Raw genomic sequence first — 22144 nt, forward strand, 5'->3', positions numbered from 1 at the left:
TATCCTAAAATTCCTAAGTGGTTTTTTGATAACATTAGGAAATAATCTCCTTATGAAGATGGGTATTTCTCATCTTATGAATATCAATGAAAGCGTTGGATAGTATCATTTGTATTGGACAGACTCCGTGGCAGGGCGAATTTCAAAATTCAGCCGTTCAGCTATTAACCGAGTTATCAAACTATTATCGAGTTCTTTATGTGGATTACCAATATACACTCAAAGACATGGTGATGGGGGTGACGGGTCGCAGAAATGTCCCTATGCAAAAGCTGGTCAACCGTAAGGGGGTATTAACTAAAGTAGAAGAAAATAGGGAACTTTACGTATGGCTGCCCCCGGTAATGGCTCCTGTGAACTGGATGAGTGATTCGTACCATGACACGTTCCTCCAGATTAATACCAAGCGTCTGGCCAATGGTCTTCGGGAAGTGATGAAAGAGCTAGGGATGCAATCACCCCTGATGATCAATGCCTTTAATCCCGTGCAGGGCTTACCGCTTTTACATAAGTTAGGAGAGGTTGCGACCATTTATTACTGTTTTGACGAAATTTCAGCGGAAGCCTGGATGGGTAAGCATGGAGCCCGGTACGAAAAAAAGTATCTGAAAGCAGTGGATGCGGTAGTAACGACTTCCGAAGCTCTTCAACAGTTTAAATCCCAAGAGCAGCCCCGAACTTTTTGTGTAAAAAATGGGGCTAATTTCGATTTATTCTACAAGGCTCATCTTTTGAAAAGTCAGAAACCAAAGTCTGAGAATAAGACTATCGGGTATTTGGGTACTGCTGATAACCGCATCGATGGTGAGCTGGTAGAACGATGTGTGCAGGATATGCCCCAGCATCGCTTTGAGTTTCTCGGCCCAGTCAATGATGACACTCTGAAAGAGCGTCTCTCCGGGTATTCGAATGTCATTTTTACACCGTCGAAGCGGCCAGAAGAATTACCACAGGCTTTATCCGAATGGGATGCTGCGATGATTCCCTTCGTGTGTAATGAACATACGTATACGATTTATCCCCTGAAAATCAACGAATATCTGGCCGCTGGCTTACCCGTAGTAACGACACCCTTTTCAATACTGAAGGATTTTGAAGACATCGTCTCGATTGAGTCGACTGCCGAAGCTTTTAGTAAAAGTCTGCAAAAAGCTTTAGAAAGTACAGATCCCGTTGAGGTTAAACAACGAATTGAAATGGCTCGTGGAAACTCCTGGGCTCACCGGGCTAAAGAATTTCGTTCTATTATTGAGCAGATTGTGGACTGGAAGCTGGTTTCGTAACCCGTTGCCACTGTCCACTGGCTGAATCATATTGCTTTAATAACTTCGCCGGATTTCCTCCCACGACTGAGTACGGAGGAACATCTTTCGTTACTACACTTCCACCCGCTACTACCGAATTCCTGCCAATGGTAACTCCAGCCGTTATAACGGCATTTGCCCCAATCCAGCAGCCTTCTTCAACAACAATGGGCTGAACCGTAACAGATTGGCGATGAATGGGTTGCTTAACGTCTTCATACGTATGGTTCAGACCTGAAAGCACTACGTGCTGGGCCAGAATTACGTCTGAGTGAAGGTGAACAGGACCAATAACTACTGAAGAAATACCTACAGTGCAATGGTCTCCAATAATGACATCTCCTACGCCATTGTTAACCACGCAGAAATCTTCGATGGTGCTGTAAGCTCCGAGACTAAAGGCCTTGAAAGGTAATACATCCATCCGGGCCGAAGACCTGATCTTAGCTAGACGGTGTTTTTTATGAATAAAAGGGTTTAAAAACCAGCTTACCCACCGACGAGGACGGGCTTCATGCCTAGGAATTAATAACCAGTGCACCCATTGTTTAATAGCCGGGTTAGTATCTAAGTAAGCTTTTATATCCATGATGAGACTATTGGGCAGAAGCAGTTTTAAATTGATGGATAGCGTCAATCATTAACTGAAGAGAATTTTCCCAGGTATGATCCAGAGCAAAGGCGATACGTTCCGAAGCCGTTGATAAGTGTTGACCTGACAAAGCCTGCTCAATACAGCTAATGAACGTTTGAGGGGAGTTAGCTAAAAAGACGTGTTCTTTAAAGAGTTCCATGGTTTCTGTTTGCACCGCTACCACGGGTTTACCCATCGCCAGGTATTCATCGATTTTACGAGGATAGTTACCAATCGTGACTTCGTTGAAAACCTGAGGATTAATTAAAACATCCATGTGAGCCAGATACGCCGGAATTTCATGTGGAGGTTTTGACCCTAAAAAGGTGATGTTATCCAGAGCTTCAAGTTGAGCTCGGGGAAATGAATCATCGGGTGAACCAATGAGCACAATCTGCCAGTTGGGACGCTCTCGGGCAATCGTTTCAAGGAGGGCTCCATCCAGACGAAGACTAGTCAAAGCTCCTGCGTAGCCAATGCGAGGCTGAGGAATACGGGCCAGGTCTGTGGGAGTTGCAGTGACCTCGTTGGGGTTAAACAACTCTAAATCGCACCCCTGACCAATGTATACCGAATGCGGATTGTACTGGGAAGCCTGATTGGCCAAGTAACCCGAGTTACTAGCCACTATATCCACTTTACTCATTAAAGCCGGCTCGAGTCGCTCTCCATGCTTTTTCCAGTAATTCACGGCCAGAAAATTATCCCGCAGGTAATACACGTAAGAATCGGGCTCCAGGAATTCTTTCAGGTAAAAACCCTGAATCATATCGTTATCATTGAGCAGAACAAACGAATCCCATTTCAAATCAGCGAGGACCTTACGAATACCTGTGGCTAATTTTTTACTGTTCCAGCGATTAAAAAAGTCATAAATGGCATTATCGGGTAACCAGTTGAAGGAGCCCAGAACGCACGTAGGGGACCAAACCCAAAGATTAGGCTCTACTTCTGTGAGGGCTTTGCCTCCATTTTGGCCAGTAAATTGTTTACGTTCCTGAAGGCGACCATCACTGCGGTACAAGGCAGCCCAGTCAAGAGGCTGGTTTACAAACAGAACACGGTGCTTAGGAGCCAAGGCCCTGGCCATATCCCGAATGTTACTTCCCATATTTTTTTCCTCCCAGGGCTGCCGGGCAATGATCACAAAGTTCATAGCTAACTCAAAAGTAAGTGGGTCGCTAGTATTGATTTAGGTGGATAATAATCAAGGACCCTACCGAATGTAAATGTCGTAATTATACTTTAACTGACGATAAATGTCCCGAACGAGGCTAATGACAGGATTCTCACTTTGGCTAATGGAGCTTCGGGTCATGGTACTGGGCTCGGCTTCCGAATTTTTCTGAATAAATAGAGACTGAAAGTCATTGTAAAATAGACCTTTACCCTTGTTTTTTAGAAATGAAATACACATTTCATATTCCGTTTTATCTCCTTTCATACCTTCCGGGTAACGGCCAAACTTCTCCAAGAAATTACTACGTCGCAAATGGGGATGATCGCTGTAATAGTAGATTTTCTTATAGTTGGTAGCCCAGGCGGGAAATATCATTTCTGAAAAACCCTGCCCCTTGGGACGCATGTATGGATAAGGAATGTAGGCGTAAAACCGAACGATGTCTAACGCGTCATCCTGATTCATGAAGCGGAGAGCGTCCGCAAAACGATCCGGAAATTTATCAGTAGGTTCAAAATCCTCCTGCACGTACAAGGTATAGGGCGTTTTGACGGCATCTTGTCCCTTGTTAATGTTATTGCCTAAGCCTTTATTTTTCTCAGTGGTGATAAGGTCAAATGCAAATTCTTTTTGTAACTGACGAAGTTTTGAGAGGTGCTCTGGCTTACTCCCGTCGTCTGAAATGACAATACCCCCAAAGCTGACCTGCAACTTTTGAAAAGAATTCAATAAGTGCTCTAAAGAATGACTTCTATTGTAATGTGTCACCAATAAAGTAACATCTGAAAAAGAATATTCCATGACCTCCTGAGGAAAATGTGGTGCTTATTTAAACCTCATTAACTGAAGTGTATTTTTAAGAAAACGATACTTTAGATAACCCCAGCGTAAGGCTAAGATGAATGGGTTCGGACGTTGTTTCCAGTCCGACCGAAATGTAGCGGTGCTGGGTTCCGAGGAAGTGTTGACCTGGTCAAAAATGCTAGTGAAATCGTTATAAAACAATCCTTTTGCCCGATGTTTTAAAAACGATAAACACATTGAAAACTCAGCAGCATCACTATTCGTTCCTTCCTGATATCGACCAAATTTTTCAAAAAAATTACTACGTCTTAAGTGAGGGTGATCACTGTAATAATAGAACTTTAAATGATCGTCATGCCAAAGCTCAGGTCTAAAAATCATTTTTGAAAAGCCCTTTTTAAAGGGCAGCATATAGGGGTAGGGAAAATACGCATACAGGCGAACAATATCTAGTTCGGGATCTTCCCGCATGAATTCCAGTGCATCAGGAAAATGCTCAACGAAAGCAGGCTTGGCAACAAAATCCTCTTGTACATAGAGCGTAAAAGGAGTTTTAACCTCATCCTGTCCTTTATTAATATTATTAGCTAAACCTCTGTTTTTGGGTGTAGTAATGAGCCGAAAGGAATATTGCTTGCTTAATTCCTGGAGTACTTCCTGATGTTCAGGCTTACTACCATCATCCGAAACGACAATATCACCAAAGCTACATTTAAGATCCTGAAAACCTTGTAAAAGATTGGCAAGCGAACGGCTTCGGTTGTAGTGCGTTACTAATAAAGTAACATCCTTAAATTGTCGTAGTGATGCGTCTTTCATCTAATAACGATTTAAAACTCGTATTATAAACTAGATTTGGCAGTCTTGAAGACCGAAAACCCATCTTTAAACTTAATTTCAATATTCTTATAGGTCCATTGAGAACAATAGTAGATGAGAATGAGATTAAGAATAAAGAGGTAGCTATAATCTTCAGGAGAAAATTTAAGAATTCGAATAAATACGATATTGAAAATACTCAATAGTACAGCATGAGTTAAATAAATAGAGTAACTATAGGTACCTACACGATGTAACAGCGTAGATGAATTTAAGATACTGGATAACTTGCCTTTTTCAAAGGAAAAAATATAAATAGCTAATAAAAATATAATCTCATACACAAAGCCATAGTACTTTAAAGTTTCTCCCCAGTAGATACTAATGAATATGGCAAAAACAATAATTATTTCCGCAAAAGTGAATAGTAATGGATTAATATGCGATAAGCTCGATACCGTTTTACTAAATATCATGTAACAGAAAGCTCCGGTAAAAAAGCCAATCAACCCTCTTAAAAAGCCATAATTAAAAGAATAATTGATCTGGAAACTTCCGGTAATGAAAGCCAGCAGGCCCAAGGCAACTAAAGCTGTCAACAAATAAATAATGGACTTGTACCGCTGGAGGCTTAACCGGGCTATGGTAATCATTACTAAACCAAACACGATATAAGAAATAACCTCTGCACTGATAGACCAACTGGGGATATTCCAGCTAACATCACTGATGTTAAATAGTTTAATGGAATTGACCAGAAATAAGGAAGTGAAAAAGGTAAGTACGTTATTATTCGGATTATCAAGCTTATTCACATGGATGTAATGGGACATATATTCTTTGTCCAGCTCCATAAGTAAGGTGACAAAGAGCATGACAAAATGCAGAGGGTAGATCCTGAAAAAACGCTTTTTCATAAACGTTCCGAACTCCTCCGTTGTCGCCATTAACTGATACCGGTAGGTAATGACAAAGCCACTTAGTACAAAAAAGAAATCAACAAATACGTCGGAGTTCTCGACGATAGGGTTATTAATAACAGGTGTATTGGTAAAAAATGCCATGTGGAACAGAACCACGAAACTGGCAAACAACCCCCTGAAAATATCAAGAACGGAGAATCTGTATTTCATAAATTTTCAATAAAGATGGCGGACAGCTATGAAATACTTAGGCAGATTTTCGATACGCAAGTATCTCTTTAAGTGACATTTTATATTTGAAAGTTAGTAACAGATAGATACCCCCTCCAATGATTATTTCAATGACTGTATGAATAACCCCTTCCGAACCAACAAAGTATTTATATAAACTAATAGCCCCCACCATAAGTAACCCAAAGCTGAGTGGTTTAGCGATATTTTTAAGGAAACTGCCAAAGAAATTTCCAATGAGGTAATGAACTACGTAGAAATTTATGATTAGGTTAATGATGGTACTAATTAAAAAGGCAAAAGCTATACCGGTTACCTGCCATTTATTACCTAATAGATACAGCAGCGGGACTTTGACAATAAGGGTAGCCAGGTTAATATAGAACAGAAGGTTAGGTTTACCTTTCGTAAAAGCCAGTGTAAATAAAGGGTGAGACAAGCAGAAGAAAATGCTTACGAAAACGAAAATACGAATAAGCGGAATGGTTTCTTCCCAGCCGGAACCGTACAACAAAGGCACTACACTATCGGCAGTGATATATAATCCCACTAGCAATGGAATATTGAAATAACTAACCATATCTAGAATCTGTAGATATGATTTTTTTAGTTCTTCCGCATCGTCTTTCATTTTTGCCAGAATAGGGTAGGCTACCTGAAGAATGATGGGATTGAGTTTAGTAATGGGGAATACCGCTAATTGATAAGCAATGGTATAAAAGCCTAAAGCCTTGACGCCTAATAAACCTCCAACAATAATGTTATCTGAATTACCCTGAACAAAGCCTAATAGTCCGTCTCCTACGTTGTATATGCCGAACTTTAAGTGTTCTTTAATAGATGAAAAACTCAGGTATAGCTGGGGTTTAAAAAGATTCATTCCATAGATGATTTGTAGAGCTGTTCGTAAAATGTGCATAGCCAGTTGCCCATAAATCAACGAAAGTTCCTCAAAACCATTATAGGCCAGGGTAATAGCCACAGTAGTGCCCGTTAATGCTCCGACGATTTCCATAATGGCAATAGATCGGAACTTTAATTCTTTCTGTAAAAGGAATAAATAGATTTGGCCGAAGTATATGATTAAAAAATATAAAGAAGCCAGTTTAATGACTCGGTCAAGCTTAGGCTCTTTATAATAGGCAACAATTAAAGGTGAACTAAAGTAAACAATCAGGAAAATAACAAAGCCTAAAATTAAGCCTACAAAGTAAAGACTGGATAATACTTTACGGTCAGACTCCTGCTTGTAGATAATAGAATTGGAGAAACCTAAATTACTGAAAATATAGAAGAGATTAATAATTAAGGTGCTAACACTAACCACACCAAAAACAGCCGGGTCTAACACCCGAGCCAGAATGGTTACCTGTAAAAATTGAAAAACAGTAGAAACTACGGTTGAAATGGTAATCCATTTCCCACCCTCAATTGCACTCTTTTTATTACTCATTTAGCTACTGGTAATGGGTTTAATTTTCTAACTTAAGTTATTAATTAAAGGAAGGTATGGTATGAATAAATAGAGCAATGGGGGGTACGTAGTAACTAATAGGGGGTAATCATACAGTCTAAACGCAATACGCAATGACCTATACGTATAGGTTGTCTAGACTGTTAGTAAATCAATACGTCCGCACAACGGTATTCTCCTTTCATTTTACCAATGAGAGTGATTCATGCGGATGGTCTGCCCGGAATAATGATTGGGTCTAAAAAAAGTCCGGCAAGGGTGGACTAGATAGATATTAATCATGATGGCGGCCAGATTAAGTATTTTTACAATTCTAATAGCTTTTCAAAAGTAATAGAATGTCAGAACGTCAGCAAACGTTGAGCCGTATTAATTCGGACGGAGAAAGAGGAAAATACCGTCTGACGATCAAACTGGTCAAGAATGGAATTCTGTTTACGGTAAATTTGCCGAAAATCCAGGAAAACATTATGACGAAGCTGGTAACTCGCAACAAGCTCTCCGTATAGAAGATTCGTCCCCACTCCCTGTCCAATGAAGTTACCAAATTCGCGGTCGGCAGGACGGTTATTGTAGCTTAACAGAGGATTACCTCCGTAATTCCTCCCTATCAAATCCAGTCCATAATGAGCTCCAACGAAGATTCCGGTAAGGTTTAGACGGGGCAGAGGCTGGTAACGAATCGTGGAGACAAACTCCCGGAAGTTACCTCCAAAAGGGTGAGCCAGCGACTGGTTGGAATTAACATAGTTCGTCCGATCCGATACGTGTTGGTAAGTATAAGGCCGAGCTCCGTTGAGTTCAATCTGCACGTCAAGGTTTTCTATGTCGAAGGCATCAATGTATTTGGCTCCAATCTGATACCCGATTTTATTACCCCACCAACCTTTCTGTTGCCGAAGCTTTTGAAGGTTAAATTCATCTAAGTTGAGCTGTCCGTAAATCTGAAACTGTTTCAGGAAGTTATAGCGGGCATCTAAACCCAGCAGAGAGTTATCCGCACTGTATTTCTGAGCTTCAATGGCTCGGTAGAAAATAACGGGATTGAGGTATCCTAAATCAAAGTAACCCTGCGTTCGGTCACGGCTATGAATAATGGTTTCAAAAAGGCCAATGTTCAGATGCTTGCCAATATTAAGCCCCAAGTGGTGCATGGCCATGAATTTTTTGGCGGGCAGCGTGCCGTAGGTTAATAAAGTATCCTGTTGATTATTGAGTTCACTGAAAAGATTAATGTATTGGAAGGGACCAATTTTTGTGGAAAGTTTGAGGAATAGATAAGGCCCGCTATTATCAGAAAGAATCATGGAGCGGAACCCATTTCCTATAAAAACTTTGTCGTGCCCAAATTGCAGATTAATCTGCTTAATAGGATCGAATGTGATATAACCCCGGGCGGTAAAGAAGTCGCTACTGGTTTCGTAGGGAAACTGAGCGGTGTTATTGCTGCGGAAAATCTTCCAGGCAGCTTCGCTGGGGACGGAATTAAAATTCTGGATACGTTCCTGAAAATACCCTGGAAGACGCATCTGGTTTTCCGTAAAATAGGTGTAGAAACCCAGCTTATTACCAACGGAACCGCGTATTTCAATCCCCCGTGTATTAATATACGAATACTTGTAGACATCCTGACCGCCGCCCACCAGCCCGTAAAAAACGGGATTTACGTGCAGCTCTACGTCGTCGTTAACAATACTGTAAAGGTCATTTTTCTTCTCATACAGATGTTTGAGAAAGGGCTTATCACTGGTGGCCGTGCCAGAAGCCTGAGACCATTCCCAGCTATCTTCCCTCAAATACTGAATATTAAATTTATCGGCTTCGGAAAGTAATCGATATTGATCCGCACTAAGGGTGTCGAGCAATTGAATAATGTACTTTCGGAGGTAGGGCTTCACCGTACTCTGATAACCAGGGGCGTTTTTTCCGCTCTTGATTTCATACCGATCCACAAGGTGGTAATAATCGGCATTCAGGGGGGCAAATACGCTTTGTCCAAACAAGGTTACTGCCTGAAATCCGAAAATACTAAGGAATAAGATAAATCTTGCCATAGGCGAAAGACGCGAACCCTGTGGGTTTGACGTTTTATTGCTTACTTTGTAAAGAGCCGTAAGGCCGTGCAAATTACGAAGAGATTCTGAAATTCATTTTTACATGTTTGTCCTGACCGAGCAATCTTCCATCGCCAATCATTTCATTGCTGAATTGCGTGATGTTCACATTCAAAAAGATCCCTTACGTTTTCGGCGGAATCTCGAACGTTTAGGTGAGCTATTGGCTTACGAAATTTCCAAGACGCTTACGTACTCGAAAACTACGGTACAAACGCCTCTAGGACAAACAAAAACCTTTTTATTAACCCAACAGCCCGTTCTGGCGGCTGTACTTCGGGCGAGTCTACCTTTTCATCAGGGCTTTTTAAATGCCTTTGATCGGGCTGAAAATGCCTTTATTGGAGCTTATCGGGGGAATCATACCGAAGGGGAAGATTTTACGGTGGAGCTGGAATATATTTCCTGTCCTGACATTACGGGTAAGACGCTTATTCTGGTTGATCCCATGCTGGCTACGGGTAAGTCACTGGAAACGTCGTATCGCTCATTACTCCGGTACGGTATTCCGGCCCGCACACACATTGCTGCCGTAATTGCCTCGCCGGAAGGAATCAAGCACGTACAGACCCGAATGCCCGAATGTCGTTTGTGGGTAGGGGACGTGGACGAGCGACTGAATCATAATTATTACATCATTCCCGGCCTGGGCGATGCCGGCGACCTGGCCTTTGGAGAGAAGCTGTAAAATCATGGAGAGTTTTAGTGTATACATTCCCGTTATTCTGGCCTCGATGCTCAAGTTTGTCGGTGGGCCGCTGGCGGGGTTGGCGTTGAATCTAACCCTGACGGAGACCATTCTCTGCACGGTTGGGGGAATGATGCTCAGCGTTATTATTTTTACTTTCTTAGGGCGAATCATTCGATTTGGCTGGGAGCAAATCAGAAAGACGCCCCGGAAGCGTTTTACGAAATCATCGCGGCGGGCCGTTACGATTTACCGCAAGTTCGGTATAGCCGGCATTGCCTGCCTGACGCCCCTGCTATTTACGCCCATTGGAGGAACTTTATTGGCCGTATCGTTTAAAGCTTCGCCCCTTCGAATTATGAGTTGGATGCTGGTGTTCGCCGTTTTCTGGGCGGTAATTTTCTGCTGGGCGATTTATAACCTCGCTGACTTACGGAAGCTAATTTTGGACTAAGATAATATCCTGTCTTAGGGTATTATTTTTCTCCCTGGTTGGTGTCTTCACCAACCACTAGGTCTTTAGTAATGGCTGGTGAGGACACCAGCCAGGGGGAGTGAGACGCGATTCATTACGTCTAGTTGGGAGATTGAAGATAAACTAAATCCCCGGGTTGTCACCCAGGGCTATCCATATTGAACCCCGATGGGGTTACCTCTTTCATTTCTCCGCCCTGGTTGGTGTCCTCACCAACCACTACGCCTTTGGTAATGGCTGTGTCCTCACCAGCCAGGGGAGTAGAGATTTGAAGAATTGTAGGGGTAACAAAAAACGCCTCTGTTGCGGAATAATCGGACGAAAACCCCGGATTAGCATCCGGGGCTATCCAGCCTAGGTCCATCCAGACCGGAACTATTCATATTCAACCACTCTGGGGTTAGGGGCTGCATATCAAAACGTCTTGCTACCTTGTATTAGAGTTTTCGCTGTCCAACTCTAAACCCTAAACACAAAACGCTAAACCCTTGCAAACGGAAAACTAGTAATTCGTTCGGGCGAGTTTTTCAATAATCCGCATCAATTTTTCGAGCCCTTCGCGGTCCTCTTCGTGGAAATCATCGAGCTTATTGCTGTCCACATCCAGTACTAAAAAGACCTCCTGATTTACATCAAACGCAGGTAATACAATCTCTGAGCGTGATTCTGAGGCACAGGCGATGTGGCCTGGAAAAGCGTCAACGTCAGGTACGAGAACCGTTTGCTGGGTTGTATAGGCATGCCCGCAAACGCCTTTGTCGAAATCAATGCGAGTACAGGCAATGGATCCCTGGAAAGGGCCGAGAACCAATTGGTTGTTTTTTCGTAGGTAAAAACCTACCCAGAAAAAATTAAAAGTTTGTTTGAGAGCCGCAGCAATGTTGGAAAGGTTCGCAATGAAATCGTCTTCCCCGCTAACTAGGGCTTCAATTTGCGGAATCAGGCTATCGTAAATCTCTTTGCGAGAAGAATTCTCAGGAACAAACAAGCTTTCAGCCATTGATGAAATAGAGTAAATAATGAATTAAAGAATGAAACTAGGTAATGGCTAGTCGGAAAGAAACTTTCAAAGTTTTATATCCGATCAACATTGGCAAACTTAAAAATCAAACGCCCGACTCCCGGACCACCAATTCCGTTTTCACCCAAATTTCCTGATAAGGCGTATCACCCGGATTCTGAATGAGCTGGAGTAATAATTCGGCTGCTTTTTGTCCCATGGTGTAGGCAAACTGCTCGACTGAGGCAATGGGCGGAAAATGAACGTATTCCATCATCGGTAGATTGGCAAAACTAGCAAAGTAAACTTCCTGATTGGGAATGATACCTTCAGCCCGAGCCTTTTCAATGGCGTGCAGGGAAACGTAATCGTTAAACGTAATAATGGCCTGCGGCTTGGGGTCGTGACTGAGCAGGTAATGAACTTTCGTCTGCGTATCTTCTCTGGATAAATCCGAAGAGCAAATGAGCTGAGGCAGAATGGGCAGGTTTCGTTCCTTCATGGCCTGTAAGTAACCCCGCTGCCGCTCTTCGGCTACTTCCAGTTGGGGTGGGCCGTTGAGTAAGGCAATGCGTTCCAGTCCTTTATGAGCCAGAAAATCCACCATCTCCTTCGCCGCTTGTGTAATGTTACTACGGATTTTATGAGCTGGTACATTTCGAGGCACGCGGTCAAAAAACACGACTGGTATCCCAAAGTTTTCCAATTCTTTAAAATGCAGGTAATGATGCGTTTCAGCTGAAATGGAAGCAATAACGCCATCAACCCGGCTGCTCAGGAAAGTAGTTAGGGCTCCCTTTTCCCGCTCCAGGCTATCTCTCGATTGCGAAATCACTACATTATATCCCTGCAAAGCATCTTCGATGGCGGTAATGGCCGTCGAGAAAAATTCTTCCTTTAAAAAAGGTAATACCACGCCAATGGTGTGCGTCTGTTTTTTCTTAAGTACCAGTGCTGCCGGATTGGGTCGGTAATGCAATTGCTTGGCTAGTTCCCAAACGCGTTCGCGGGTACGTAGCCCGATTCGGGGATTATTTTGAAGGGCTCGCGAGACCGTTGATATGGATACGCCTAACTGTTGGGCAATTTCCTTGATGGTCGCTTGGTGTTTAGGCATCTTTTCCACTGTCAGTCCACAAAATAAAATACTTGTGCAATCCTTTGCAATGCCTCAGGCTGGGCAAACTAGGTTCCGTTAGCAAAGAATTAAGCCTTGAAGCTCCTCCAAATCTGCTAAAAAGCTTGTTCTTTTGAAACTAGTAATTCGCAAAATCTAATCACAAACGATCCGCATGAACTCTCTTCTGACGGCGATACTAGAAACGTTTAAAAATTCTTTTGGTTCTGAACCTGCTTTACTGGTACGTTCTCCGGGACGTATTAACCTCATTGGCGAACACACGGATTATAACATGGGTTTCGTGTTACCCGCCGCCATTGACCGTGAAATGATTTTTGCGATTAGCCCCCGACCCGATCAAACTTGCCGAACCATAGCCTATAACCTTAACCGGGAAGAGACATTTACGACGGATAACCTAACAAAATCCGACGAGAAGTGGACGTATTACCTGAAGGGTGTTATTGATCAGATTCAGAAGCTAGGGTATGAGATAAACGGATTTGATCTGGTCTTTGGGGGAAATATTCCGGTAGGAGCAGGGGTATCGTCCTCGGCTGCTCTGGAGGCTGGACTGGCTTTCGCCCTGAATGAAATCTTCAAGCTGGGGATTCCTAAAATGACCCTGGTGCAGTTATGCCAGCGAGCTGAAAATCAGTTTGTAGGGCTGAACTGTGGGATTATGGATATGTTTGCTTCCTTAATGGGAGAAACCGACTCCGTAATTCGGTTGGATTGTCGTTCTCTGGAATACGAGTACTTCCCTTTCACGCAGGAAGAGCACGTACTGGTTTTATGCGATACCGGTGTGAAACACTCCCTCGGAACATCGGAATATAATACCCGTCGGCAGGAGTGCGAGCGGGGGGTAGCCATTTTACAGGCTCATAAACCCAGCATTCAAAGCCTTCGGGATGTAGATATGGCATTGCTGCTGGAGCACGAAGCGGAATTTGATCCCATCACCTTCAAACGCTGTAAGTATATGGTTGGTGAAATTCAACGAGTGGTGGAAGCGTGTAAGGATTTGCAGGCGAACGATCTGGAGGCATTCGGTCAGAAAATGTATGAAACGCATGACGGACTTCAGCACGATTACGCCGTGAGTTGTGAAGAACTGGATTTTCTGGTGGATCAAACGCGGAATAATCCTTCGGTATTAGGTGCTCGTATGATGGGTGGCGGCTTCGGAGGCTGTACGATTAACCTCGTCAAGAAAGAAGACGCAGATCAGTTTATTACCGAGATGACCCAGGCTTATAAAGAGGGTCTGAATCTGGATTTGGTTACTCACAAAGTAGTCATCAAAAAAGGTACCTCCCGCATTGAAGTAACCAGTGAACAGGCTTAACATCCTAACTCTAAACCCAAAACTCTATCATGAGTGATTTTCAGTTTGATGAACATCCACATCGTCGTTATAATCCTTTAACGGATAGTTGGGTGCTGGTTTCGCCACACCGTACCAAACGCCCCTGGCAGGGACAGGTGGAAAAATCGGTCGAAGACAAACGTCCTGAGTACGACCCGACCTGTTACCTATGCCCGACCAATACGCGTTCGAATGGCGAGAAAAACCCTGATTATAAGAATGTATACGTCTTTACGAATGATTTCTCAGCCTGATTCAGGATACACCCTATGGGGAAGTTTCGGACGGGGAATTGTTTCAGGCTCGGAGTGAATCGGGTCTTTGTAAGGTGATCTGTTTTTCGCCTCGTCACGACCTAACCATTCCAGAAATGGCGTCGGAAGACATTCGTCTGGTCGTAGATGCCTGGTGTCAGGAGTACGAAGAATTAGGAGCAAAGCCGGAGATTAACCACGTTCAGATCTTTGAGAACAAAGGTTTTGTCATGGGCTGTTCAAATCCCCACCCACACGGTCAAATCTGGGCTCAATACAGCATTCCTGACGAACCGTATCGTAAGCAGATTAATCAGAAGAAGTACTTTGAAAAGTATGGCAGAACGTTGCTGAGTGATTATCTGGAAAAGGAATTGGTAAAAAAAGAGCGGATTCTTTTCGAAAATGAACACTTCGTAGCCCTGATTCCCTTTTGGGCCGTCTGGCCTTATGAAGCCATGATTATTCCTCGTCGGGCAATGGCTTCGATTCTGGATATGACCGACGCTGAACGCGATGGGTTAGCAGAGGCTTATCGGGAGCTAACGATTCTTTATGATAATCTCTTTGAAGTTTCTTTCCCGTATTCGGCTGGTATTCATCAGGCTCCCACAGATGGTGAAGCTCACCCCGAATGGCACTGGCATTTTGTATTTCTGCCGCCCTTATTACGCTCGGCAACGGTAAAGAAATTTATGGTAGGTTACGAAATGCTGGCAAATCCTCAGCGGGACATTACCCCCGAACAAAGTGCAAAACGCCTACGTGAATTACCAAAAACGCATTATAAGGATTCAGTCGTTAGTTAGTAGTTGTTGGTTATTAAAAAAAGAGAAACTCCGAGGAATGTAAAGTCTTCGGAGTTTCTTCTTTTTTAATAAACCCAACAAAGACTACCAGCGAAAAAGCCAGTAGTGGAGGATTAACTTTTCTATCAACTCGAAACTCAAAACAAATAACTCTTAACTAACTACGCCAACAAAGAATCGCTTCATCCAGCTTTCGGAGGCGGGTAATTCCCAGTTGGCACGAAATTCGCCTACGGTTTTTACCTGATTGTTGAAAATAATCGTGTCGTGTTGAATCGTTCCGGCTTTTACGGCGGACTTTCCTTTTAGACCATCCACCGAGTCAATGCCGTCTTCAGTTTTGAAAACAATGGAACGATCAAAGAAGTCAATGCCCGCCTGCTGACCAATCTGACCGATGATTCTTGTAGAGGCATCAATCGAGCAACCGCTGGCGGCGTAAGCTTTTTCGTCCACCGCTAATAATACAAATCTCCCCTGAAGAACCGTGACGGCGTTCGTTAAAGGCTGACCATGAGCGGCCCATTCTTCAAAAGAAGCCTGTAACTGACTCTGAATCACTTCCTGCTCGGTGGCAGAGAGCGTACGGTTGGCCTGATATACCCAGAGCCGGGCATGGTCAGGCATCTGATCAAAATCGATTCGCATATTTTTTAGTTATAGGTTGGTTGTTGATAGTTGTTGAAAAGGGAATCTAAACAACTACTACCTAGCAACAATCAACTACTTTCCTATGAATTCCGAAACCAGGCGATTAGTTTCCGTGGTGGAGGTTTCCAGATCGTCGTTTATTAGAATAACGTCAAACTGATCCTGGAAAGACATCTCGAAACGCACTTTATAGAGACGTTTAGAAATGCTGTCTTCGGTTTCGGTACCGCGTGAACGCAGGCGTTGTTCGAGTACTTCCATGGAGGGTACTTTCACGAAAATCGACAGAGCTCTATCGCCGAAGTATTGTTTCAGCTTCAGTCCGCCTTTTACGTCTACGTCAAATAAAATCACTTTTCCGTCCGCCCAGACGCGTTCAATTTCCGATTTAAGCGTGCCATAATAGCCGCCGGGATATACTTCTTCCCATTCGGCGAAGGCATCTTCGTCGATCTTCTGTTTGAATTCGTCAATGCTCAGGAAATAATAATCTTTTCCGTGTTCTTCGGCCCGGCCACGTTTGTCGCGGGTACAGGCCGAGATAGAAAAGCCGAATTGATCGGGCTGGGAGGCCAGCAAATGTTTGACAAGTGTCGTCTTTCCGGAACCGGAAGGAGCACAGAATATAATGGCTTTACCGTTCAAACCAGTGAATTAGTTAAGGTCTGTTAATGAATAACCTCGGAGCGTACCCCGAGGTCATTGTAGCCTCAAAAATAAATCAGATGATTTAAAATCAGGTATAAAAAACGTAACTTCTTAAAAGTGAGAGAAGTAGTCTATCCGTAAAGGGTCTATTTTTCCAGGGCGTGTATTTTGCTCTTGATACAATCAGCCAGATTTTGCGGGACAGGTTTGTGTTCGACACGAAACTGTAAGGCCTCCTTGATTGCTTTCTGGAGGTTATAACCGTTGGAACAGGGTAAGCATTTGCCCAAATTCTGGCGAACGTGTTCAATTTCCTCGGAACCGGCTTCGCCGTCCAAAACCATCTGAATGAGTTTCATGCATTCGGCGTGATTCTCACAGTGCTCTTTCTTAACCACCTTCTCTGCTTCAGCAGATGAACTGGATTCGGGTGTCATGGGAGTCATGATAACATCTAAATAATTAGCGGGTGCTTTTGTTGGCGTAAACACCACCTAGTAAACGTGGAAAACTTAGGCCACAATCAACACTACACTTTTTTGGTTCCTGATTTACAGATAATTCTTTAAAACTATATTTCTTTCTCTTAATAAACTGAAGGAGAGTAATCTAAACGATGATTCTTTGGTAAGCAGAAAAATAGGACTGCTTGCGGGCAGTCCATGCTATAGCAGATTAATCTGCTAAAAGTTTCCAACTTATAAGGAATCTTCATCTTCCGACTCTCCACTCGTGTCATAACCCATCGACGAAGCATATGTTTTCAGCTTTTCTTTGAGTAACATCCGAGCCCGGTGCAAACGTGAACGCACCGTGCCGATAGGAATATCCAGAATTTTCGCCATTTCCTCGTAGGTAAATCCTTCTACATCGCAGAGGATCAGTACCGTACGGAAATCGACGGGTAATGCGTTCAGGGCATTGGTCACTTCATCTCCCAATAACTCCTGGACAGTTTCAGCCCGTAAGTCAGTAGTCTGGCTGGTACCAGCCATTTCTTCGGAATCATAATAGGTTTCTACCTCCTGGTAGTCAACCTTACTAGGCTCCTTTGACTTGCGGCGATAATCGTTAATAAAACTGTTTTTCAGGATCCGGAAAAGCCAGGCTTTTGCGTTGGTTCCTCGCTCAAAAGAGTTAATGAACCGAAACGCTTTCAGATAGGTATCCTGAACCAGGTCATTGGCGTCGTCCTCATCTTGAGTTAACCGAAAGGCAAAGTTATACATCGACTGGATGTGCGGCATAAGCTCTCCGTCGAAGATGTTGTACTTTTCGGTCTCTGTATATTGCCGGACGGCGATATATTCGTCGGCTGTCATGGCTGTGCTTATTTTTCGGGCTAAAGCTAAAATATTATTACGGTACAAAAGCCTGCCATCGGGGTTCTGCTGACAAAATGGCTGATAATAAAGGTTAACACACTAGAAAACTATGCCTGAACCCTGAAGGAATTCCCTATGAGGGAATCAGCAGCAGGTATGAGTGCTACTTTTGGGGAAGGAAGGGCCCGGTCTTTCCCATCAGATTCCATAGAAAAGCCGTACCTTCGCAAAGATATTGAATTATTTGACTGCATAAAGGGTTGGTTAACGTAGTGTAGATCAGACTTATTTAATAATCAATTGTCAAACGCCAGTTCTAAAATAAACTTCATCTATAAATCCTTATGTCCAACGGAATTTATAACGTCCCGATTCCTAAAAACGAACCCATTTATGGCTATGCTCCCGGTTCTCCCGAGCGTCAGAAACTGAAAGATACGCTGGCTGAACTACGGTCGAAGCAGATTGATATGCCTCTTTACATTGGGAATCAGGAAATTCGTACGGATAAAAAAGTAGCCATGACGTCTCCACACGATCATCAGCACGTGTTGGGTCATTTCTACGAATGCGATCCTCAGCACGTAACGGAGGCAATTGAGGTGGCTCTCGAAGCCCGTCATGCCTGGTCGGTATTATCCTGGGAACATCGCTTGTCTATTTTCCTGAAAGCGGCTGAGCTTTCCGCTACTAAGTACCGCTATTTATTAAACGCATCTACCATGCTGGGTCAGTCGAAAAACGCGTTTCAGGCGGAAATCGACGCGGCTTGTGAGTGGGTAGACTTCCTGCGTTTCAACGTTGCCTTCGCAACAGAAATTTACCGCAATCAACCCATTTCGCCCGACGCAACGATCTGGAACAAGGTAGAATACCGTCCACTGGAAGGTTTCGTATACGCCTTAACTCCCTTTAACTTCACGGCTATCTCAGGCAACCTGCCCGTATCGGCAGCGATGATGGGTAACGTAGTCGTTTGGAAACCTGCTCCCACGCAAATGTATTCAGCCTACGTATTGATGCAGGTGCTGAAAGAAGCGGGTGTTCCCGCCGGCGTAATTAACCTGATTCAGGGCGATGGTCCGATGATTGGTGATTTGGTATTTAGTCATCCAGAATTTGCCGGTATCCACTTTACGGGTAGCACGGCGGTGTTCAAAAGCATCTGGAAAAACATTGGCTCGAACATGGATAACTACCGTTACTATCCCCGCATTGTGGGTGAAACAGGCGGTAAGGATTTCATGATCGCTCACGAATCAGCCGATGTTAAAGCGTATGCCGCTAATTTATTACGGGCTGCTTTCGAATTTCAGGGCCAGAAATGCTCAGCCGCTTCACGGGCATATATTCCGGTAAGCCTCTGGGACTCCGTTTGGGCGGAAATGAAAGCTATGCTCGAAACGTTCAAGGTGGGTGGAACAGAAGACTTCTCCAACTTTGTAAACGCAGTGATTGACCAGCGTGCTTTCCAGAAAATCACGGGTTTTATTGATCGGGCTAAAGAAAATCCTGCGAACGAAATTATCTGGGGTGGAACGTATGATGACTCAAAAGGCTGGTTTATAGATCCTACCATCATCCTGACGAACGATCCGCATTCAGAAACAATGGAGCAGGAAATTTTCGGACCTGTTCTGACGATTTATTTATACGAAGCTGCCCAGTTTGAGGAAACGCTGTCACTCATTGACCGCACGTCTCCTTACGCTCTTACCGGAGCCGTATTCGCTCAGGATCGTTACGCCGTTGATCTGGCTACCCGTAAGCTGGTTAACTCGGCTGGTAACTTCTACATTAACGACAAGTGTACGGGAGCCGTAGTAGGTCAGCAGCCTTTTGGCGGAGCTCGCGGCTCGGGAACGAACGACAAAGCGGGTTCCATGCAAAACCTGCTGCGTTGGGTATCCGCTCGTACCATTAAAGAAGGCTTTATCCCTGCTACGGATTATCGTTATCCCTTCCTGGCAGAATAAGTATAGTTTACAGTTGTCAGTTTTCCGTTATCAGTTTTGGGTTAACATTATTAACCCTGAAAATTGACAACGGAAAACTGTAAACTCAAAACACTTCCCATTCATGCAAAAAGAACTTCACGCTTCGCAGCAGCCTCGGGTTTTTGAGGAGTTATCGAGTCGTCGTAAGCAGCAGCTTATGGCTTTTGATCGGGTATTAACGATCATGGATGAGCTTCGGGAGAATTGTCCCTGGGATCGGAAGCAGACGATGGATACACTCCGGCACCTGACTATCGAGGAAACCTACGAGCTTTCGGACGCGATTCTGGAGAAAGATTTACCCGAGATTAAGAAAGAGCTCGGTGATGTCTTACTGCATCTGGTATTTTACGCTAAAATCGCCTCAGAAACGGGTAATTTCGACATTACTGATGTGATGAATAGCCTGTGTGACAAGCTCGTGCACCGCCACCCTCATATTTATGGAGATGCTCAGGCCGACACCGAAGAACAGGTAAAGCAAAACTGGGAACAACTGAAAATTAAGGAAGGTAACAAATCTGTGCTGGGTGGTGTACCTTCTTCTCTTCCCGCTTTGGTGAAAGCCATGCGGATTCAGGAAAAAGCCCGTGGAGCGGGTTTCGACTGGGAAGAAAAAGAACAGGTGTGGGAAAAAGTGCGGGAGGAAATGGAAGAGTTTCAGGACGAGTTTAAAGCCGGAACCTCGCATGATTGCGAAAAGGCGGAAGGTGAATTTGGCGATGTTCTATTTTCGCTAGTGAACTACGCCCGTTTCATTAACATTAATCCCGAAACAGCCCTAGAACGCACCAACAAGAAGTTCATTTCCCGCTTTCAGTATCTGGAAGAAAAAGCTAAAGCAGATGGTAAAGTGCTGAAGGATATGACGCTGGCTGAAATGGACATCTATTGGAACGAAGCCAAGAGCTTAGGCACTACCGTTAAATAACATTTGCTACTTTCTAAGTATATATACTTGTTAATTTCTGAATAAGGTTGGACGTTTGAATGTTAAACAACCAACCTTATTTATGAAATATCTTTATTCCTTTCTTCTGCTCTGCGGGGTAAACCTAACCTATGCTCAAGTAACTACGTACTTTGAGCAGGACTTTAGTAGCTCTTCCAATGCTGCTGATTACAAAGGCGGTGGCCCCAATAAATTCACGGAGCTCATTGCCAATGGCTCCTCCACGATTGATCTTTCTTCGCAAAAGTTAACGCTTAATAAGGCCGCCGGAAGTCAGGTTCGGTTCTCTAAAACGGACAATCTGTTTACTCAAACGCCAACGATTCTTTACATTCAGTTCACGATTTCGGCCAACATTACTGAAACTTCCAACGCGACAACGCCCTACAATTACCTCTATGTGGGTAATCTCAATGACAACGGCAGCTTGCCCGCGAATGCTTCGGTCTTTGCTCGTTTAGGTTTTCACTTTAATACCCTGGGTAACTCTTTTCAATTACATGTACAGGAAGGCGGTTCAGTAAACAAAGGCCCTTATTCGGGTACGAAAACGGTTACCTGGATTATGAACGTCTCTAATGCTTCGACCTCTTACAACGATGACGAAGGCCGGATTGGCACGCTGGAAGCTAATAAAATGGACATCTGGGTAGATAATTCACTGGAATTTGATGAAGCCAGTGAATTATCTACGGGCGTTATGCCTACTGATTTCAAGTTCATCTGGAACAACAGTAATGGCACCGTCACTTTTGATAATCTGAAAATTAAGGGAAGCATGGGCCCAATGCCTGTGGAATTAGTGTATTTCAAAGCCACTCCTGTTGGGACTAAAGTGAGAATGAACTGGGCTACCAGTCAGGAGAAAAATGCTAAATCTTTCGTAGTAGAGCGGAGTAAAGATGCCGAGTTTTTTGAAGTAATCGGAACCTATGAGGCATCCGGTACGACGACGCAGCGGAATGAGTATTCAGCGGTGGATGAAGATCCATTAAGCGGAACAAGTTATTACCGCCTCCGGCAAGTGGATGAAGACGGAACCCAATACATCTGTCGGACGGTATCTGTTGTAAGGAATAGGCCGACATTTGAATGGCAGGTGATGGGTAATCCCGCCGTTTCTGCTAAAGCCATTTACGTTCAAGCCATTCAACAAATGAGTTACGAGTTGTTTTCAAAATCCGGGCAACCCGTTCCTTTGAAAGTAGATCAACTCACCAGCGAACAGACCCTACTTTCACCCATGGCCATGCTGGAAAGTGGTATGTATGTGCTTCGAGCTAGTGTCGGGAATCAGACTTCCAGCCAGCGAATTATTATTCCTTAACAAAAAGCGGTTAGAGGGAGGACTCTAACCGCTTTTACTTTAT

The 22144-nt window shown here is 43.8% G+C and carries 21 protein-coding genes and 1 pseudogene; 8 read left to right on the forward strand and 14 right to left on the reverse strand.

Annotated features, from left to right (window positions below; all coding sequences use genetic code 11):
* The first annotated feature begins 86 nt into the window (after positions 1-86).
* Positions 87-1283 carry a glycosyltransferase gene (locus tag BWI96_RS15445; RefSeq protein ID WP_106637450.1) on the forward strand — a complete coding sequence of 399 codons (1197 nt, stop codon included), beginning with the start codon at positions 87-89 and terminating at the stop codon, positions 1281-1283.
* On the opposite strand, the gene BWI96_RS15450 is transcribed toward BWI96_RS15445, so the two are convergent.
* The 7 genes from BWI96_RS15450 to BWI96_RS15480 form a co-directional block, all read right to left on the reverse strand.
* Entirely contained in the window at positions 1246-1893 is a 648-nt protein-coding gene (locus BWI96_RS15450) for a DapH/DapD/GlmU-related protein (protein ID WP_106637451.1), read from the reverse strand. The two genes, BWI96_RS15445 and BWI96_RS15450, sit on opposite strands and share 38 nt — an antisense overlap.
* Before the next feature lie 7 nt (positions 1894-1900).
* A complete protein-coding gene (locus tag BWI96_RS15455) occupies positions 1901-3094 on the reverse strand; it encodes a glycosyltransferase (RefSeq protein ID WP_106637452.1) in 1194 nt (397 codons plus the stop codon).
* A gap of 60 nt (positions 3095-3154) precedes the next feature.
* A complete protein-coding gene (locus BWI96_RS15460) occupies positions 3155-3919 on the reverse strand; it encodes a glycosyltransferase (protein ID WP_106637453.1) in 765 nt (254 codons plus the stop codon).
* A gap of 24 nt (positions 3920-3943) precedes the next feature.
* Positions 3944-4741, reverse strand: coding sequence for a glycosyltransferase (locus tag BWI96_RS15465; protein WP_106637454.1), 798 nt, complete (start codon positions 4739-4741; stop codon positions 3944-3946).
* A 23-nt stretch (positions 4742-4764) separates the two neighbouring features.
* Complete coding sequence (locus tag BWI96_RS15470) at positions 4765-5874, reverse strand: acyltransferase (RefSeq protein ID WP_106637455.1); 1110 nt, start codon at positions 5872-5874, stop codon at positions 4765-4767.
* 37 nt (positions 5875-5911) lie between these two features.
* Positions 5912-7348, reverse strand: coding sequence for an MOP flippase family protein (locus tag BWI96_RS15475; RefSeq protein WP_106637456.1), 1437 nt, complete (start codon positions 7346-7348; stop codon positions 5912-5914).
* 362 nt (positions 7349-7710) lie between these two features.
* Positions 7711-9423 carry a capsule assembly Wzi family protein gene (locus BWI96_RS15480; protein WP_106637457.1) on the reverse strand — a complete coding sequence of 571 codons (1713 nt, stop codon included), beginning with the start codon at positions 9421-9423 and terminating at the stop codon, positions 7711-7713.
* Between the two features lie 103 nt (positions 9424-9526).
* Between BWI96_RS15480 and upp the strand changes: the two genes are divergently transcribed.
* Together upp and BWI96_RS15490 are read left to right on the forward strand one after the other, a co-directional pair.
* Complete coding sequence (upp, locus tag BWI96_RS15485) at positions 9527-10171, forward strand: uracil phosphoribosyltransferase (RefSeq protein WP_106637458.1); 645 nt, start codon at positions 9527-9529, stop codon at positions 10169-10171.
* Between the two features lie 4 nt (positions 10172-10175).
* On the forward strand, positions 10176-10625 hold the full coding sequence (locus BWI96_RS15490) for a hypothetical protein (protein ID WP_106637459.1): 450 nt from the start codon (positions 10176-10178) through the stop codon (positions 10623-10625).
* A gap of 160 nt (positions 10626-10785) precedes the next feature.
* Here the strand turns inward: BWI96_RS15490 and BWI96_RS15495 are convergent, their stop codons facing one another.
* From BWI96_RS15495 to BWI96_RS15505, 3 genes are all read right to left on the reverse strand, one after another.
* Positions 10786-11010 carry a hypothetical protein gene (locus BWI96_RS15495; RefSeq protein WP_106637460.1) on the reverse strand — a complete coding sequence of 75 codons (225 nt, stop codon included), beginning with the start codon at positions 11008-11010 and terminating at the stop codon, positions 10786-10788.
* A gap of 138 nt (positions 11011-11148) precedes the next feature.
* Positions 11149-11646, reverse strand: a complete 498-nt coding sequence (locus BWI96_RS15500) for a GAF domain-containing protein (RefSeq protein ID WP_106637461.1) — start codon at positions 11644-11646, stop codon at positions 11149-11151.
* Positions 11647-11752: 106 nt separating this feature from the next.
* Complete coding sequence (locus tag BWI96_RS15505; protein WP_106637462.1) at positions 11753-12763, reverse strand: LacI family DNA-binding transcriptional regulator; 1011 nt, start codon at positions 12761-12763, stop codon at positions 11753-11755.
* A gap of 175 nt (positions 12764-12938) precedes the next feature.
* On the opposite strand from BWI96_RS15505, the gene BWI96_RS15510 reads away from it, so the two are divergent.
* The gene (locus tag BWI96_RS15510) at positions 12939-14117 is read left to right on the forward strand and encodes a galactokinase (protein ID WP_106637463.1); all 1179 of its coding nucleotides are present in this window, start codon (positions 12939-12941) and stop codon (positions 14115-14117) included.
* Positions 14118-14146: 29 nt separating this feature from the next.
* Positions 14147-15201 (forward strand): annotated as a pseudogene (locus BWI96_RS15515) (UDP-glucose--hexose-1-phosphate uridylyltransferase).
* A 153-nt stretch (positions 15202-15354) separates the two neighbouring features.
* Here BWI96_RS15515 and BWI96_RS15520 read toward each other — a convergent pair.
* The 4 genes from BWI96_RS15520 to BWI96_RS15535 form a co-directional block, all read right to left on the reverse strand.
* A complete protein-coding gene (locus BWI96_RS15520) occupies positions 15355-15849 on the reverse strand; it encodes a hypothetical protein (protein WP_106637464.1) in 495 nt (164 codons plus the stop codon).
* Between the two features lie 75 nt (positions 15850-15924).
* Positions 15925-16497 (reverse strand): guanylate kinase, encoded by a 573-nt coding sequence (gene gmk / locus BWI96_RS15525; RefSeq protein WP_106637465.1) that lies wholly within the window; start codon positions 16495-16497, stop codon positions 15925-15927.
* Between the two features lie 149 nt (positions 16498-16646).
* Positions 16647-16946: a phosphohydrolase gene (locus BWI96_RS15530; protein WP_106637466.1), complete on the reverse strand. Its 300-nt coding sequence runs from the start codon at positions 16944-16946 to the stop codon at positions 16647-16649.
* A 252-nt stretch (positions 16947-17198) separates the two neighbouring features.
* On the reverse strand, positions 17199-17822 hold the full coding sequence (locus BWI96_RS15535; RefSeq protein ID WP_106637467.1) for a sigma-70 family RNA polymerase sigma factor: 624 nt from the start codon (positions 17820-17822) through the stop codon (positions 17199-17201).
* 347 nt (positions 17823-18169) lie between these two features.
* Here BWI96_RS15535 and pruA point away from each other — a divergent pair, with 347 nt between their 5' ends.
* The 3 genes from pruA to BWI96_RS15550 all read left to right on the forward strand — a co-directional run bounded on the left by pruA (position 18170) and on the right by BWI96_RS15550 (position 22101).
* Positions 18170-19801, forward strand: coding sequence for an L-glutamate gamma-semialdehyde dehydrogenase (gene pruA / locus BWI96_RS15540; RefSeq protein ID WP_106637468.1), 1632 nt, complete (start codon positions 18170-18172; stop codon positions 19799-19801).
* A gap of 103 nt (positions 19802-19904) precedes the next feature.
* On the forward strand, positions 19905-20753 hold the full coding sequence (gene mazG / locus BWI96_RS15545) for a nucleoside triphosphate pyrophosphohydrolase (protein WP_232793760.1): 849 nt from the start codon (positions 19905-19907) through the stop codon (positions 20751-20753).
* 82 nt (positions 20754-20835) lie between these two features.
* Positions 20836-22101, forward strand: coding sequence for a T9SS type A sorting domain-containing protein (locus BWI96_RS15550; RefSeq protein WP_106637469.1), 1266 nt, complete (start codon positions 20836-20838; stop codon positions 22099-22101).
* Positions 22102-22144: the final 43 nt, after the last annotated feature.

It is taken from the genome of Siphonobacter sp. SORGH_AS_0500 (genome assembly GCF_002838835.1).
Taxonomy (GTDB): domain Bacteria; phylum Bacteroidota; class Bacteroidia; order Cytophagales; family Spirosomataceae; genus Siphonobacter.